Origin of the sequence: Corynebacterium sp. LK14, from assembly GCF_008042215.1 — a bacterium.
GTDB lineage: Bacteria > Actinomycetota > Actinomycetes > Mycobacteriales > Mycobacteriaceae > Corynebacterium > Corynebacterium striatum.
In genome coordinates this window covers 48968-63098 of the sequence record NZ_NOVQ01000013.1, presented here as the reverse complement: position 1 = coordinate 63098, position 14131 = coordinate 48968, and the positions used below count along the sequence as shown (strand labels likewise).

The 14131-nt window shown below is 63.1% G+C and carries 13 protein-coding genes; 5 read left to right on the top strand and 8 right to left on the bottom strand.

Annotation, left to right across the window (positions count from 1 at the left end; genetic code table 11):
- Positions 1–6: 6 nt before the first annotated feature.
- The 4 genes from CHU71_RS08855 to CHU71_RS08840 all read right to left on the bottom strand — a co-directional run bounded on the left by CHU71_RS08855 (position 7) and on the right by CHU71_RS08840 (position 5506).
- Entirely contained in the window at positions 7–1146 is a 1140-nt protein-coding gene (locus CHU71_RS08855) for a glycosyltransferase family 1 protein (RefSeq protein WP_070419989.1), read from the bottom strand.
- A gap of 18 nt (positions 1147–1164) precedes the next feature.
- A complete protein-coding gene (locus tag CHU71_RS08850) occupies positions 1165–2376 on the bottom strand; it encodes an NAD-dependent epimerase/dehydratase family protein (protein ID WP_147760891.1) in 1212 nt (403 codons plus the stop codon).
- A gap of 140 nt (positions 2377–2516) precedes the next feature.
- Entirely contained in the window at positions 2517–3116 is a 600-nt protein-coding gene (locus CHU71_RS08845) for a TetR/AcrR family transcriptional regulator (RefSeq protein ID WP_147760837.1), read from the bottom strand.
- A 35-nt stretch (positions 3117–3151) separates the two neighbouring features.
- On the bottom strand, positions 3152–5506 hold the full coding sequence (locus CHU71_RS08840; RefSeq protein ID WP_147760836.1) for an MMPL family transporter: 2355 nt from the start codon (positions 5504–5506) through the stop codon (positions 3152–3154).
- A gap of 144 nt (positions 5507–5650) precedes the next feature.
- On the opposite strand from CHU71_RS08840, the gene CHU71_RS08835 reads away from it, so the two are divergent.
- Entirely contained in the window at positions 5651–6304 is a 654-nt protein-coding gene (locus tag CHU71_RS08835; RefSeq protein WP_046646379.1) for a membrane protein, read from the top strand.
- A gap of 6 nt (positions 6305–6310) precedes the next feature.
- Here the strand turns inward: CHU71_RS08835 and CHU71_RS08830 are convergent, their stop codons facing one another.
- Both CHU71_RS08830 and CHU71_RS08825 read right to left on the bottom strand, forming a co-directional pair.
- Positions 6311–6856: a gamma carbonic anhydrase family protein gene (locus CHU71_RS08830; protein ID WP_147760835.1), complete on the bottom strand. Its 546-nt coding sequence runs from the start codon at positions 6854–6856 to the stop codon at positions 6311–6313.
- Positions 6857–6858: 2 nt separating this feature from the next.
- Positions 6859–7251 (bottom strand): hypothetical protein, encoded by a 393-nt coding sequence (locus tag CHU71_RS08825; RefSeq protein WP_034657182.1) that lies wholly within the window; start codon positions 7249–7251, stop codon positions 6859–6861.
- A gap of 36 nt (positions 7252–7287) precedes the next feature.
- On the opposite strand from CHU71_RS08825, the gene CHU71_RS08820 reads away from it, so the two are divergent.
- The 4 genes from CHU71_RS08820 to CHU71_RS08805 all read left to right on the top strand — a co-directional run bounded on the left by CHU71_RS08820 (position 7288) and on the right by CHU71_RS08805 (position 11301).
- A complete protein-coding gene (locus CHU71_RS08820) occupies positions 7288–8157 on the top strand; it encodes a patatin family protein (protein WP_147760834.1) in 870 nt (289 codons plus the stop codon).
- Positions 8158–8233: 76 nt separating this feature from the next.
- The gene (locus CHU71_RS08815; protein ID WP_147760833.1) at positions 8234–9424 is read left to right on the top strand and encodes an acetyl-CoA C-acyltransferase; all 1191 of its coding nucleotides are present in this window, start codon (positions 8234–8236) and stop codon (positions 9422–9424) included.
- Positions 9425–9438: 14 nt separating this feature from the next.
- Positions 9439–10515: an enoyl-CoA hydratase/isomerase family protein gene (locus CHU71_RS08810; protein ID WP_147760832.1), complete on the top strand. Its 1077-nt coding sequence runs from the start codon at positions 9439–9441 to the stop codon at positions 10513–10515.
- 21 nt (positions 10516–10536) lie between these two features.
- A complete protein-coding gene (locus tag CHU71_RS08805) occupies positions 10537–11301 on the top strand; it encodes an enoyl-CoA hydratase (RefSeq protein ID WP_049062739.1) in 765 nt (254 codons plus the stop codon).
- Between the two features lie 509 nt (positions 11302–11810).
- On the opposite strand, the gene CHU71_RS08800 is transcribed toward CHU71_RS08805, so the two are convergent.
- Both CHU71_RS08800 and CHU71_RS08795 read right to left on the bottom strand, forming a co-directional pair.
- Positions 11811–12146: a MarR family transcriptional regulator gene (locus tag CHU71_RS08800; protein WP_255456424.1), complete on the bottom strand. Its 336-nt coding sequence runs from the start codon at positions 12144–12146 to the stop codon at positions 11811–11813.
- 147 nt (positions 12147–12293) lie between these two features.
- On the bottom strand, positions 12294–14039 hold the full coding sequence (locus tag CHU71_RS08795) for an AMP-binding protein (protein WP_147760831.1): 1746 nt from the start codon (positions 14037–14039) through the stop codon (positions 12294–12296).
- Positions 14040–14131 lie beyond the last annotated feature (92 nt).

Below are 14131 nucleotides of genomic sequence, written 5' to 3'. Positions count from 1 at the left end.
TCCTTGTCAGCGGTGATAGGGGTTGGCAGTAGCTTCTTCATAGGCTGCAACGAGCGCCTTTGTGGATTCTAACCATGAATACTGCTCAGCTTCGGCACGCGCGGCCTGTCCCATGGCGGCGCGTCGCGAAGAATCTTCAATCAGGCCCAGCGCTGCGCCCGCCCAAGCTTCGTCGGGAGCGTCGGGATCGATGAGGTGGCCCGTCACGCCTTCTTCGATGACGAAGGGGATTCCGCCAGCGTTGGTGCCGATGACCGGCACTCCAGAGGCGAAGGATTCCAATGCCACGAGGCCGAGGGTTTCGGTGGCAGAGGGGAAGAGGAATACGTCGCCCGAAGCAAAGGCCTGCGCGAGTTCTTCGCCGGAGAGGTAGCCGGTAAATACCGTCATCTCGGGATCGAAGGTTGCCTTGAGCGCGTCGAGGTACGGTCCCGCGCCGATGATGGCGAGGCGTGCGTCCGGTGCCTGGCCGCGCACCAGGCGGATGACGTTGTCGAGCCTTTCCAGGTCTTTTTCCTTGGAGATGCGCCCGATATAGGTCAGCAGTGGGGCCTCCGGGTGGCCGGCGGTGAGGCGTTCGCGCATGCTTGGCGACGCCTTCCTCGGGTGATACGTCTGCGTGTCCACGGCCTTGGGCCACAGTTTGACGTTGTGCATGCCGATGCCGCGGGCCTTATCCACCATCGGGCCAGAGGTGCAAAGGTTCACGGCGGCCTGGTTGTGGAGGTAGTTGATGGCGGCCTCAGTCAGTGGGCGGGTCCAGCCGATGCCGAGTGCTTCAACGTATTCGGGGACGTTGGTGTGGAAGCTGGCCACGAGTGGGACGGCGTCGCGCTGCGCCGCGAATACGCCAAGTGCAGCGGTCCAGACTGGATTGACGGCGTGGATGACGTCAGGCTCCCAGGCGCGAATCTCCGAAAAGAACTTCCAGGTGGGCAGTCCGAACTTGATCTCTGGATACACCGGCAGAGAGAGACTAGGGATGCGGGTCACCTCGAATCCCGCAAAGGTCTCTGGCGGGTTGCCTGGGGCGAAGATGCGGACCTCATGGCCCAGTACCGCGAGCTGTTTCAGGGTGTGGGTGATGCGGGTGACTACTCCGTCGATCTTCGGCAGGAAGACCTCGGTAACGATGGCTATGCGCACGATGCTTCGGTGAATTGCTTAGTGAGCGGCCTCGTTGAGGAGTTCTTCCGGAACGCCCGCATGCTGCTGCTTGGTCCACAGGGACTGGGCCGGGATCTTGGAGCGGTCCACTCGGTCGGCGTAGCGCTGCGCGACTTCCTCGACCTCGTGAAGGAGACCCTCGGACAAAGTGGTGGGTTCAAGCCCCAGCTCGAGGAAGGTGTTGTTAGAGACGTGCAGCTCGTTTTCTGCGGACTCCTTGCGCGGGTTCGGCACCATGGCGAGCTTGGCACCAGAGAGTTTGGCCACCAGTTCTGCGAGATCGCGAACGCGGTGGGTTTCAGTCATCTGGTTAATGATCTTGACGCGATCACCCTTGGCTGGCGGGTTCTCGAGCGCGAGTTCGATGCAGCGAACCATGTCGCGGATGTGGATGAAAGCGCGGGTCTGGCCACCGGTGCCGTGGACGGTAAGCGGGTAGCCAATACCAGCCTGGATCAGGAAGCGGTTGAGCACCGTGCCGTAGTCGCCGTCGTAATCAAAGCGGTTGATAAGGCGCTCGTCCTTGAGGGTCTGCTCGGTGTGGGTGCCCCAGATGATGCCCTGGTGCAGGTCGGTGATGCGCAGTTCGTCGTTCTTGGCGTAGTACGCAAACAGGTGCTGATCCAAGACCTTGGTCATGTGGTACACGGAGCCAGGGTTAGAAGGGTAGAGGATCGACTGCTCGATCGGCTCTTGGCCCTCAACCTTGACCTGGACGTCGAGGTAGCCTTCCGGAATTTCCATTCCGGCGGTGCCATAGCCATAGACGCCCATCGTGCCAAGGTGCGCCACGTGAATGTCTTCACCGGACTCGACGATGGCAGCCAGCAGGTTGTGGGTGGCGTTGATGTTGTTGTCCACTGTGTAGCGCTTGGTGCGGGAGCTCTTCATGGAGTAAGGCGCAGCGCGCTGTTCGGCGAAGTGCACCACGGCGTCGGGACGCTCGGTGGTGAGGAACTCGAGGAGAGCGTCGTAGTCCTGCGCCACGTCGAAGTTACGGAACTCGATGGTCTTACCGGAGACCTCGTGCCAGGCGGCGATGCGCTCTTCGATGGAGACGATCGGAGTCAAAGACTCAGCGCCTAGCTCGGTGTCGATGGCGCGGCGGGAGAGGTTGTCCACGATGATGACGTCGTGGCCTTGATCAGATAGGTACAGGGAGGCTGGCCATCCACAGAATCCGTCGCCGCCCAGAATCGCTACCTTCACTGTGGACACTCCAAATATGCTCGGGGGTAAATACGACTTACACGACAATACCCCGGAAACCACCGCTTTTGCGGGGGCCCGGGGTGAATTTTTAGTGAACTGCAAAAAGCACGAGACACTGAGCTTGGGTTGTGACTGGTCTAAGGAATCTGCTTCAGGATTTGGAAGGCATGATGCACGATCTCCCGTTTTTCAGCGGAACTGAGCTTTGTTCCGGAGCTTTCCTGGTCAGCGATCTCTGTCAGTACGACCTTGGCCGCGGCGCCGTGTGCTGCAAGCAGGATTGCTAGTTCCAGTTTGGAATAACCTGGCATGCGGCGGCCGAAAGCCTCGACGATTCCGAAAGCCACCTTTTCAAAGCGTTGGCGTTCCTCAGCAGTGTGGCTCATGCTCTCGATGGACTCGCCGATTGTGACGAGCGTGGCGAGGGAATGCAGGTTGGGCTGGTCATCGTCGAGGACGTCGAGCAGCATAGTCTCGAAGAATTCGTTGATGCCCATCTCCGGGTACATGTTCTCGATCACATCGGAGTAGGACTCGAGCAAGCTCGCGGCGAAGAACAACAAAGCATCGGAGGCCGAAGAGAAATAGTTATGGAAGGTGCGCGGGGATACCCCCGCGGCTTCAGCAATTCGGGCGACGGTGAGGTTTTCCACGCCCTCATCAACCACCAAACGCGCTACCGAATCTGCAATGGCATGGCGCGTTGCCTGCTTCTTGGTTTCCCGCAAGCTAGACACGAGCTGCTTCCTTTCCCTTCGACTTTTCCTCTACCTTATCGCGCTGAAACTCTTTGGAGTTCTTCGTGCTGGGCACTGAGAGCCTCGCCTTCGATGTCCATGTTGGGCAGAATCCTATCGAGACACTTCGGAATTGACCATGCCTTCTTATCGAGCAGGAACATCGTGGCCGGGATGATCATCATGCGTACAACGAAGGCGTCCATGAACACACCAACCGCCAGGGCGAAGCCCATGGTCTTGATGAATGGGAGGTCAATGAGCATGAAGGCTGCGAACACGGAGATCATAATGAGCGCTGCCGCGGTCACGGTGCGTGCGCCATGCTTGAAGCCATTCGACGTCGCGTTGCCCGCGGTCTTGCCATGGACGAAGCCCTCGCGCATGCGGGTGACCAGAAATACCTGGTAGTCCATTGCGAGGCCAAAGGTCAGGCCGATGAGCATGATCGGCAGGAAGGACAGCAGCGGCTGTGGGTCGTCGATGATTCCGAACATGCCCTCCTGGAAGATGGCCGCGGTGACGCCGAAGGTGGCTGCCATGGACAGGCCGAAGCCAGCGGCCGCGATGAGCGGCACCCAGATGGAGCGGAAGACTAGGAGAAGCACGATGAATGCTAGGCCGAGGACGATCGCGATGTAGGGGAGGAGGACGTCGCTAAGCTTCTGCGAAATGTCATCGAAGATTGGGGTGATGCCAGTGATGCCGTAGGTGCCGCCGGTGTTGTCCTCGAACTCGGCCTTGAAACCGCGGAGCTTTTCCAGGGTTTCGGTGGTGGTCTCGTCGGTTGCGCCAGTGGTCGGGGTAATCAGGATCTGCGCCGCGTCCATGTTGTCCGTGGTGGCGACGATCTGCGCATTGACGACGCCCTTGGTCTCACTGAAGTCCTTGAGGAGTTCCTGGAAGGCCGGCATGCGGTCTTGCTTTGCGACGTCCGCGACGTCGACGTAAGCGATCATCGGGGCGTTGCGACCTGGGCCGAATGCCTCTTCGGTCATCTCATAAGCATCGCGCTGCGGGGTGCCCAGCTTCGAGGTTCCGTCGGTGGGCATGGCCAGGCGCAGGTTGGCGGCCGGCAGGGCGAGGATGCCGAGCAACAGCACGCCGGCGATGAGGTGCATCCACGGGTGAGCGCGAATGCGGCGTACCCACTTTAGGCCCATGGTGGGCTTTTCGTCCTCAGGGTCCGGAACCTTGGGGCCCGGCACGCGGCCAGCGAAGACCTTGGTGCCGAACAGGCCCAAGAGGCCAGGGATGAAGGTGAGCGCGACGCAGACTGCCACAACCACGGTTGCGGCAGCGGCGATGGCCATGGTGGACAGGAACGGAATACCGATGATGGTCAGCGCTGCCAGTGCGATGACCACGGTGGCACCAGCGAAGACCACGGAGGAACCAGCGGTGCCCAAGGCCATGCCCATGGCGTGTGCGCGGGTTGCCTTGTCCATCTCCTTGAGCTCCTGCGCGAGCTCCTTCGGGCTCAGGTCATTGAGTCCGGAGGAGGTGATGAGCTCGTTGCGGAAGCGGGCCACGATGAACAGCGCGTAGTCGATGCCCACGGCCAGGCCGATCATGGAGGCCAGCATTGGCGTCATGTCGGAGACAGAGTCCGTGAAAATGGTGGCGAGCTGGACGCCCAGGATTCCCACGCCCACGCCGACGACGGCAGAGATGAGCGGCATACCTGCGGCCACGAAGGAACCGAAGGTGATGAGCAGGACGATGGCGGCAACGATGAGGCCGATGACCTCGGAGACCATGTTCATCTCGGTGGCGCCGTTGAAGGCATTGCCGCCGTACTTCACGGTGAGGTCGCCGTCGTCGTACTGATTGAGAACGTCGGTGACCGCGGTCATCTCTTCGGCAGGGATCTCAGTGACGGACGCGGCATCGAAGTTGATGGAGATCGTACCGGTGCGCTTGTCCTCGCTGAGAGGGGAGAGTGCGGCAAGGTTGGAATCGATCTGCTCCTGCGGCATGCCCTGCGCGGCCATTTTCTCGGTCATCTGCTTCTGCATTCCCATGGAAGCCATGACCGGGTTGACGATTGCGTCGGGGTCCTTCAGCGCGTCGGTTCCTTGCAGCTCCTTGATCATGGAATCGACTTCGCCCATGACCGCCTTATCCGTGAGCTTTCTGCCCTCCGGAGCCTGCAGTGTGATGGTGGCGCTGGGGGCACTCATTGCATCTGTCTCCGTGCCGAAGCGCTCCATCATCTGCTCTTGGGTGACGGTGGAGTCCATGTCTGGCATGGAAAAAGTGGGGCTTGGAGACTTCGCGAAGGCACCAGCGAGGCCGCCCATCGCGACGAGCAGTGCCAGCCAGAACGCGAGGAACGGCCAGACTTTTCGATATGACCAGCTACCCAAACGGTAGAGGAATTTTGACATGTGCAGATCCTTTATGAAATTTGCAGTCTTTCAGAAACGTTGCGTAGCTTAGGCAAGTTTGCATGGGTTGTGCAAATTTATGGTTGCTGGCGGTTAATCCTTTCGAAATTTGGGGCCGCCGCCGCGCACTGTAGACTTGCGCGCATGCTCCACGCCGTCATCTATGCTTTCGGAGACTCCGTCAACGCGCTGCTCATCGGCATCCTCGTTGCCATCGGAATCATCCTGCCACGCGGTAAATACCGCAAGGTGGCGCCGCTAATCGTGGCGGGGGATTGGCTCGGCGTGCTCGTGGCCTCCCTGGCCGTGCTCTTTATCTTCGTTGGAATCCGCGAACAGATCGTTGCCGCGCTGGAGTCGCCAATAACCGGCATCGTCCTCATCGCAGTAGGCGTGCTCATCGGTTTCGGCGCCTGGCGTTCCAAAGGCGAATCCAACCCGATGGTGGAAAAACTCCTCGTGCCGCTGCGCGAGCCCTCGCTCAAGACCGCAGCTATCGGTTTCGTCATGGGCGTGGTACAGTCGCTGACCTCCGTGCCCTTCTACGGCGGCCTTCTGCACCTCGCCGCCGGCGAGTTCTCCGACGCCACCCGCTACCTGGGCACTTTGTGGTACGCCACGCTGGCGCTCTCGCTGCCCACGCTGTGCGGATTCTTCATCGCCCTCGTGCGCGCGCAGCCGCACAGCGCCGCTGGCAAGCTTTTTACCGCAGCCCGCGAAAACTCCGCGCGCGTAGCCGAAATCAGCGGCTACGTCGTGGCAGTCTTCCTCGTCATTATGGGTGTGCTGAGTCTCTAGCGGCCCCTAGTCGTAGTAGACGTCCTCGAGGGAAACGACGGCGTCGGAAAGCGCCTGTGCCTTGGATAGATCAACGTAGCGTCCGGCGTGAGGGATAAAGGAATGCGATTGCTCATCGCTGAGTTCGCGGCGAACCTTCGCCGGGATGCCGGCGGCGAGGGACTTCGCTGGGATCTCCTGTCCCTCCATCACAAGCGCGCCGGCAGCGATGAGCGAGCCCGGGCCCACTACCGAACGCGACAGCAGCGTGGCCTTCATTCCAACCAGCGTGCCAGCGCCCACGTGCGTGCCGTGCAGCATCGCCATGTGACCAACCGTAACGTCATCCTCCAAGACACACGCAACGTCGTCTTCCTCGTGGATGACGGAATTGTCCTGGATGTTGACGCGGGCGCCTAGGCGAATGGCGCCCACGTCCGCGCGCAGGACGCAGCCGTAGAAGACCGAGGAATCAGGGCCGATTTCGACGTCGCCAATGATGGTGGCGTTCGGAGCAATCCAGGCGCTGCGGTGAATGCGCGGGTACACACCGTTGAAAGGCAAGATGAGCATGATTAATTTTCCTCCACGACGATGGCAAGGGATTCGGAAATTTCGTAGTCGCCCGGCTCGGCGCGCAGGGTCTCTAGGAGTGCGGCGCGCGTGTCCAGGTCGAGCGGGATGGCCCAGCCCTTCTTGGGATCGCGGACGGGGACCTCGGGGCGTGGGGCGGGGGAGAAGAAGACGCGGGTGGTGGAGGGGGCATCGGCAAGCCAGGCGGGCTCGGCGGCGCGGGCGACCTCACGGAGGGCTGCGGCGCCGGAAGAGTCGGTTACGACGATGAGCAAGGTTTCGGCGGAGTGGACCTCCAAGTGGCCGACCTCGACGACGGGCGCGCCGGACTCGGGCGTGGCGAGGCGTGGGGCCTTGGGGCCAGTGAGCGAGCGGAGCGCGTCAAGTAATCCCATGTGAACATGGTAAGCAGCCGCGTACAGTAAAACAACGTGTTTGATGCAAAAAATATCGCCCTGATTTTTGAAGGCGGCGGCATGCGCAACTCGTACACGGCGGCCTGCGTGGTCAAGCTCATCGAGGAAGACGTACAGTTCGGCTGGGTGGGCGGCGTGTCCGCGGGGTCCTCGCACGCCGTGAACTATCTCTCGCACGATGCGTGGCGGGCGAAGGAATCCTTCGTGGACTTTGCCCATAACCCTAGTTTCGGCGGGGTGTCTTCGCTGCTGCGCGGCACGGGGTATTTCAACGCGGAGTATATCTATGAGCGCTCCTCGGACAAGGATCTGCCCTTCGACTTCGAAGCATTTCAGGCGAACCCGGCGGAGATGAATCTTGCCACGACGCGCGCAGATACGGGCGAGTCCGTCTACATCACGCGTGCGGACATCCACGAGCAGTCGGACATGAATATGTACGTGCGCGCGTCCTCGACGCTGCCGCTCATCATGCCGTTGCGTTTTATCGACGGCGTGCCCTATGTGGACGGCGCGCTGGGCGAGTCCGGCGGCATCTCCATCGACCAGGCGGAGAAGGCGGGCTACGAGAAGTTCCTTTTCGTGGGCACGCACCCGCGCGGCTACGTCCGACCGCAGGTCACGCGTCGCCGCGCCGTGCGTCGCGTGCTGGGCCGCTACCCCGCGGTCGCGGAGGCGCTCATCCAACGTCCGGACCGGTACAACGCGTCGAAGGACAGGCTGCTCGAGCTCGAAAAGGAAGGCCGCGCGCAGCTGTTCTTCACCGAGGATATGCAGGTCGCGTCGACGGAAAAGAACGTGGCCAAGCTGCGGGCGAACTTTAACGCGGGGCGCGCACAGATGTACGCCGAGTGGCCCGCGTGGAAGGAATTCCTCACTTCCTAACCGAAAGGGTGGCGCAGGTCACGGATGATCTGTACGATTTATCCTAAATTCGTACAGATTTTTCTCGGGAGGCAATGTGACCCTGCAGGATACCGATATCGTCATCGTGGGCGCCGCGCGCACGCCCTTTGGCAAGTTGCTGGGCGGGCTTGCCGCACTGCCCGCCACCGACCTGGGCGCGCACGCCATCCGCGGCGCGCTTGAGCAGGCGCGCGTGGAGCCCGAGCTTGTCGATGCCGTCGTCTTCGGCCAGGTCCTCCAAGCCGGTGTTGGCCAGAATCCCACGAAGCAGGCCGCGCTCGCAGCCGGGATTTCGCCGCGGGCACATACGACGACGGTGAATAAGATTTGCCTGTCCGGGCTCACGGCCGTCATCGACGCGGCGCGTCTGCTGCGCGCGGGCGAGGCCGAGGTCGTCGTCGCCGGCGGCATGGAGTCCATGACGAACGCGCCGCACCTGCTGCCGCGCTCGCGCGCCGGCGTGAAATTCGGGGCGTTTGAGGCGCTCGATCACATGGAACACGATGGCCTGCGCGCCGCGGACCTGGGTATTTCCATGGGGTCGCTGTCCGAGAAATACGCGGGCCGCTATCCCGTCACCCGCGAAGAACAGGACCACTGCGCGGCGCTGAGTCACCAGCGCGCGCTCGCCGCGACGCAGGACGGCACGCTCGCCCGCGAAGTCGTGCCGCTCATCATCGAGACCCGCAAGGGCTCGGTGACGGTCGAGTCCGACGAGGGCATCCGCGAGGGCGTCACGGACGAGTCGTTGGCCAAGCTCCGTCCGGCCTTTGAGAAGGACGGCTCGATTACGGCGGGCAATTCCTCGCCCATTACGGACGGCGCGGCGGCGGTCGTGCTCACCACGGCCGCGCATGCCGCGGCGCAGGGCTGGGCGGTCCTCGCCGCGCTGCGTTCGGTGGGCCAGACCGCCGGCCCCGATTCCTCGCTGCAGCAACAGCCTGCCGATGCTCTCCTCCGCGCCCTTGAGCGTGAGGGCTGGGACGCAGGCTCCCTCGACCACGTGGAAATCAATGAGGCCTTTGCCGCCGTCGTCGTGCACTCCGCGCGCACCCTGGGCCTTGACCCGGACGCGGTCAACCCACAGGGCGGGGCGATTGCGATGGGTCACCCCATCGGGGCATCGGGAGCGCGCTTGGTCGTGCATGCGGCGCACCAGCTGGCGGCGGGCGCGGGTTCGCGCGCGGGTGTTGCGCTTTGCGGTGGCGGGGGACAAGGAGAGGCTCTGCTGCTCGAGGCGAAATAGAAAGGAACTGTGAGATGTCTGTAGAAATCACTGAGGGCGAGGTTCTCGCTTCCGTGTGCGACGGCGTGGGCACGCTCACGCTCAACCGGCCTCAGGTGCTTAACGCGCTGACCTTGGACATGATTCGTGAGTTCACCCGCGTTTTGCGTGCGTGGGCGGACGATGACGCGGTGCGTCTCGTGCTCGTGCGGGGTGCTGGTGAGCGCGGCCTGTGTGCGGGCGGCGACGTCGCGGCGCTCTACCGCGACGCGGTCGCCGAGGGCGGACCAGGCGACTTCGGCGCCACGTTCTGGCGCGAGGAGTACGAGCTTAACCACTATATTTCGGTCTACCCCAAGCCGTACGTGGCGCTGCAGACGGGCATCGTGCTGGGTGGCGGCATCGGGATCTCGGCGCACGGCAGCCACCGGATCGTCACGGATGACTCGCGCCTGGGCATGCCCGAGGTCGGCATCGGCTACTCGCCGGATGCCGGCGGTTCCTACGTCCTCGCGCGTGCGGCGGATCGGCTGGGCTTCCATCTGGGCTACACCGCGGCCCACGTCGGCGCGGCCGAGGCCATCGACACCGGCTTCGCGGATTACTACGTGCCGCAGGACCAGATTGAGTCGCTCGTGGCACGGCTGCACGAGACCGCGGACCCGGCCGTCATCGCGGAGTTCGCGCAGGACGCCGGTCCGGGCTTCGGCGAAGACCGGGCCGAGATGGTCGAGGCCTACGCCGCGCCCACGGCCGCGGCGACGCTCGAGCGACTCGACGCGCTGGCCGCCGAGCACGGCGAGGAGCACTGGGCCGCGAAGGCCGCCAAGCGCATTCGCCGCAACTCGCCGCTGGGCATCCGCGTGACCGAGGAGGGCCTGGAGCGCGCGGCGCATCACAGCCTCGCGGACGTGCTCACGCAGGAATTCTGGATGTCGCTCAATATGCAGCGCCACCCCGAGTTTGCCGAGGGCATCCGCGCCCAAATCATCGACAAGGACCGCACCCCGCACTGGAAGTACGCAACGATCGTGGACGTGCCGAGCGACGTGGGCGCCCTCTTCGCCCCCATCGACGGCATTGCACCGCCGGATTTCACCCAAAACGTTTAACGCACGACAGAAGGAGACACCATGGCCATCCTCACCGAGACCCGCGACCGCGTCGCGCTCATCACGCTCAACCGTCCCGAGGCGCTCAACGCGCTCAACAAGGCCACGATGGAGGAGGTGACCGCCGCCGTCGCTGAGTTCGACGCGGACGAGAACATCGGGGCTATCGTCATCACCGGCTCCGAGAAGGCCTTCGCCGCCGGCGCCGACATCAAGGAGATGGCGCCGCGCGGCGCGACCGAGATGTACTCGACCAACTGGTTCGCGGACTGGGAAAATCTTACTCGTGCGCGTACACCGATCATCGCGGCCGTCAACGGCTATGCGCTCGGCGGTGGCTGCGAGCTGGCCATGATGTGTGACTTCATCATCGCCGGCGACCGCGCCAAGTTCGGCCAGCCCGAGGTCAACCTCGGCGTTACCCCGGGCATGGGCGGCTCCCAGCGTCTCACGCGCGCCGTGGGCAAGGCGAAGTCCATGGACTTGTGCCTCACCGGCCGCATGATGGACGCCGAGGAAGCCGAGCGCTCCGGGCTCGTCTCCCGCGTCGTCCCCGCAGGAGAGCTCCTCGACGAGGCGCTGAAGACCGCCGCGACCATCGCGTCCAAGTCGCTTATTGCGACGACTATGATTAAGGAGCAGGTCAACGCCGCCTACGAGACGACCCTCGCACAGGGCCTCCTCTTCGAGCGCCGCACCTTCCACTCCATCTTCTCCTCCAACGACCAAAAGGAAGGTATGGCCGCCTTCACCGAGAAGCGCGACGCCAACTTCACGCACTCCTAAAACACGGCGGATTGTCGCGCCACAACAGCGGAAAGCCCCAGAACCCGCAACGACCCTGAGGCTTTCAGTGAGACTAGCTAGTCAGCCAGTTCCCCCTGCTGCGATAGCATCGCGCAAGTAGTTGGCTGCCAGCGTCCCGAGGGCCTTGGTCGCGATTTCGGTAACAATTGCGGTTAAGGTCTTCTTCTAATTCTTGTCGCCCTTGGGTGGTTCAGACGAAGAAGCGGATATGTGTCCTCTTACCTCCCTCCATCACGTAGGCGGACCCCAACGCCTCAGCGCTGGCGATGGCAGTTGGCCCCCGACCCCCATATGTGGCGGTGTAGACCCTGTGTGAACCCGGTTGACAGCACCGTCAGAAGGGGAGCGCTTGCGCGCTCGCTGCCTAGAATACCGAGAAATTAAACTGCTTTCATTGGCCCTGATGTGACCACAAGGCCTGGTGAGGAGCAACAAAAATCCCGCCGGTTCATGTGAGGACCGGTGGGATGTTCGTGTGTGTGCCGAGGTTATTCGACGTCGTCGCCGGCGGCGCGTCGGAAGATCGCGGCGGCATCGACAAGCTCGGCGGCGGCGTCCTGGTCGAGGCTGGCGCAGTAGTCGCTGAGGACGGGGCCGGCGGCGCTGGCGAGCGCGATGCCCTGGTCTGTGATGGTGAGCAACGTCGATCGCTTGTCCTTCTCGTCCGTCACGCGGGCAACGAGGCCTTGGCCTTCGAGACGGCGGACGGTGTGGGTGAGAGAGGCTGGCGGCATGTGGAGCCGGGTGCTGATTTTCGACATGGGCAGCGCGCCGGAGCGTGACCACATGAGGAGAGTGAGGAGCTCAAAGTGAGCAAAGCTCACGCCGAACGGCGCGAGCGCGTCCTCCGCGCCCGCGCGCAAGACGTGCGCGGCGCGGGCGGCGGAGGAAATCGCGGTGAGGCCTAAGGCGGCATCGGCAGCATAGTGCTTCTCCCATTGCCGGCGGCCCTCCGCGATGCTGTCCATGAGTTAGCCTTTCAGGTTCGGGAAGTCTGAATCCGCGAACTCGGTCTGTGCCTTGGTCTCGCCGCCGTCGGCGGAGTGGATATCGGTCTCGCGCTTGCGCAGTTCCACACGCCGAATCTTACCGGAGATGGTCTTGGGCAGCTCGTAGAACTCCAGGCGACGAATGCGCTTGTAGGGGGCGAGGCCGTCGCGGCAGTGCTTGAGGATGGCCTCGGCGGTCTCGGCCGTGGGCTCGTAGCCCGGGGCGAGTGCGACGTAAGCCTTGGGCACCGCGAGACGGATAGGATCCGGGGAGGGGACGACAGCGACCTCGGCCACGGCGGCGTGCTCGATGACAACGGACTCGAGCTCGAACGGGGAGAGGCGGTAGTCCGAGGCTTTGAAGACGTCATCGGCACGGCCGATGTAGAAGATGTAGCCGTCCTCGTCGCGCTCGGCCGTGTCGCCGGTGTGGTAGTAACCGTCGCGGAAGACTTCCTCGTTCTTCTCCGGGAAGTTGAAGTAGCCCGGCGTAAGCCCCACGGGGCGCGGGTCGAGCTTGAGGCAGATCTCGCCGGTGTCGCCAATCTCGTCCGTGGCAGGGTCGATGAGGACGACCTCGAAGCCCGGCAGCGGACGCCCCATGGAACCGGCCTTGACCTTCTGGCCCGGGGTGTTGGCGATCTGGAGGGTGGACTCCGTCTGGCCGAAGCCGTCGCGCACGGAGGTCTTCCATGCCTTCTCGATGGCGTTGATGAGTTCCGGGTTGAGCGGCTCGCCGGCGGCGACGAGCTTCTTCGGCGGGGTCTTCATGCGGTTCAGATCGGCGAGGACGAGCATGCGCCACACGGTCGGCGGGGCGCAGAAGCTGGTCACGCCTTCTTCTTCCATCTTGTCCATGAGGGCTGCTGCGTCGAAGCGCGTGTAGTTGTAGAGGAAGACCGTCGCGCCTGCGATCCACGGCGCAAAGAAATTCGACCATGCGTGCTTAGCCCAGCCGGGTGCCGCGACGTTCAAGTGGACGTCGCCCGGCTCGAGGCCGATCCAGTACATGGTGGTGAGATGGCCGACAGGATACGAGGTGTGGGTGTGCTCCACGAGCTTGGCCTTGGACGTCGTGCCGGACGTGAAATAGAGCAGCAGAGTCTCGTCCGCGGCGGTCTCCTGGGTGGGCGTGTAGGTCTCGGAAGCGGAGTAGCTATCGGAATAGCGTAGCGTCGGGTGGCTGGACTGCGCGTCCGGGGCGTCGCCGACCTGGATCATGGTGAACTCACCCGTGACGTCCTGGAACTTGGCGGCATCCTCGCCGTTGGCGATGACCCACGAGATATCGGCGCGATCGGTACGATCCTGAAGGTCAACCGTACCGAGCATCGCGGTGGCGGGATTGAGGACGAAGCCAGCCTTGATGCAAGCAAGCATGGATTCCCACAGCTCGACCTGGTTGTTGAGCATGACCATGACGCGGGCGCCGCGCTTGACGCCCTGCTCTGTGAGCCAATTGGCGAGCTGGCTCGAGCGGGTGGAGAGCTCGGCGAAGGTGCGGCGGGTGGACGTACCGTCCTGCTCGCAGATGACGAGGGCCTCGCGGTCCTTCGACTCGGCCTCGGTGCCCAGGTGATCAAACCAATCGAGGGCGAAGTTGAAGTGCTCGAAGCGCGGCCATTCGAAGTTCGCGCGAGCGGCTTCGTAATCGGTCTGCACGGAAACAAGCTGGTCGCGGGCGGCGCGGAACTGCTCGGTAACGCTGGGGCTGGAAACAGTAGTCATGATACTCCTCGAGAAGTGTCGGGGGTCCAAGCGGAAGATAATTGTGACCTGCGTCCCAACTCACCATAGTTCGAATTCGAAGTAATGGCTAG

Coding starts and splice junctions, on each gene's coding strand:
- CHU71_RS08840 (WP_147760836.1), bottom strand. CDS start 5,506: ATGTCAAAATTCCTCTACCGTTTGGGTAGCTGGTCATATCGAAAAGTC.
- CHU71_RS08835 (WP_046646379.1), top strand. CDS start 5,651: ATGCTCCACGCCGTCATCTATGCTTTCGGAGACTCCGTCAACGCGCTG.
- CHU71_RS08830 (WP_147760835.1), bottom strand. CDS start 6,856: ATGCTCATCTTGCCTTTCAACGGTGTGTACCCGCGCATTCACCGCAGC.
- CHU71_RS08825 (WP_034657182.1), bottom strand. CDS start 7,251: ATGGGATTACTTGACGCGCTCCGCTCGCTCACTGGCCCCAAGGCCCCA.
- CHU71_RS08810 (WP_147760832.1), top strand. CDS start 9,439: ATGTCTGTAGAAATCACTGAGGGCGAGGTTCTCGCTTCCGTGTGCGAC.
- CHU71_RS08805 (WP_049062739.1), top strand. CDS start 10,537: ATGGCCATCCTCACCGAGACCCGCGACCGCGTCGCGCTCATCACGCTC.
- CHU71_RS08795 (WP_147760831.1), bottom strand. CDS start 14,039: ATGACTACTGTTTCCAGCCCCAGCGTTACCGAGCAGTTCCGCGCCGCC.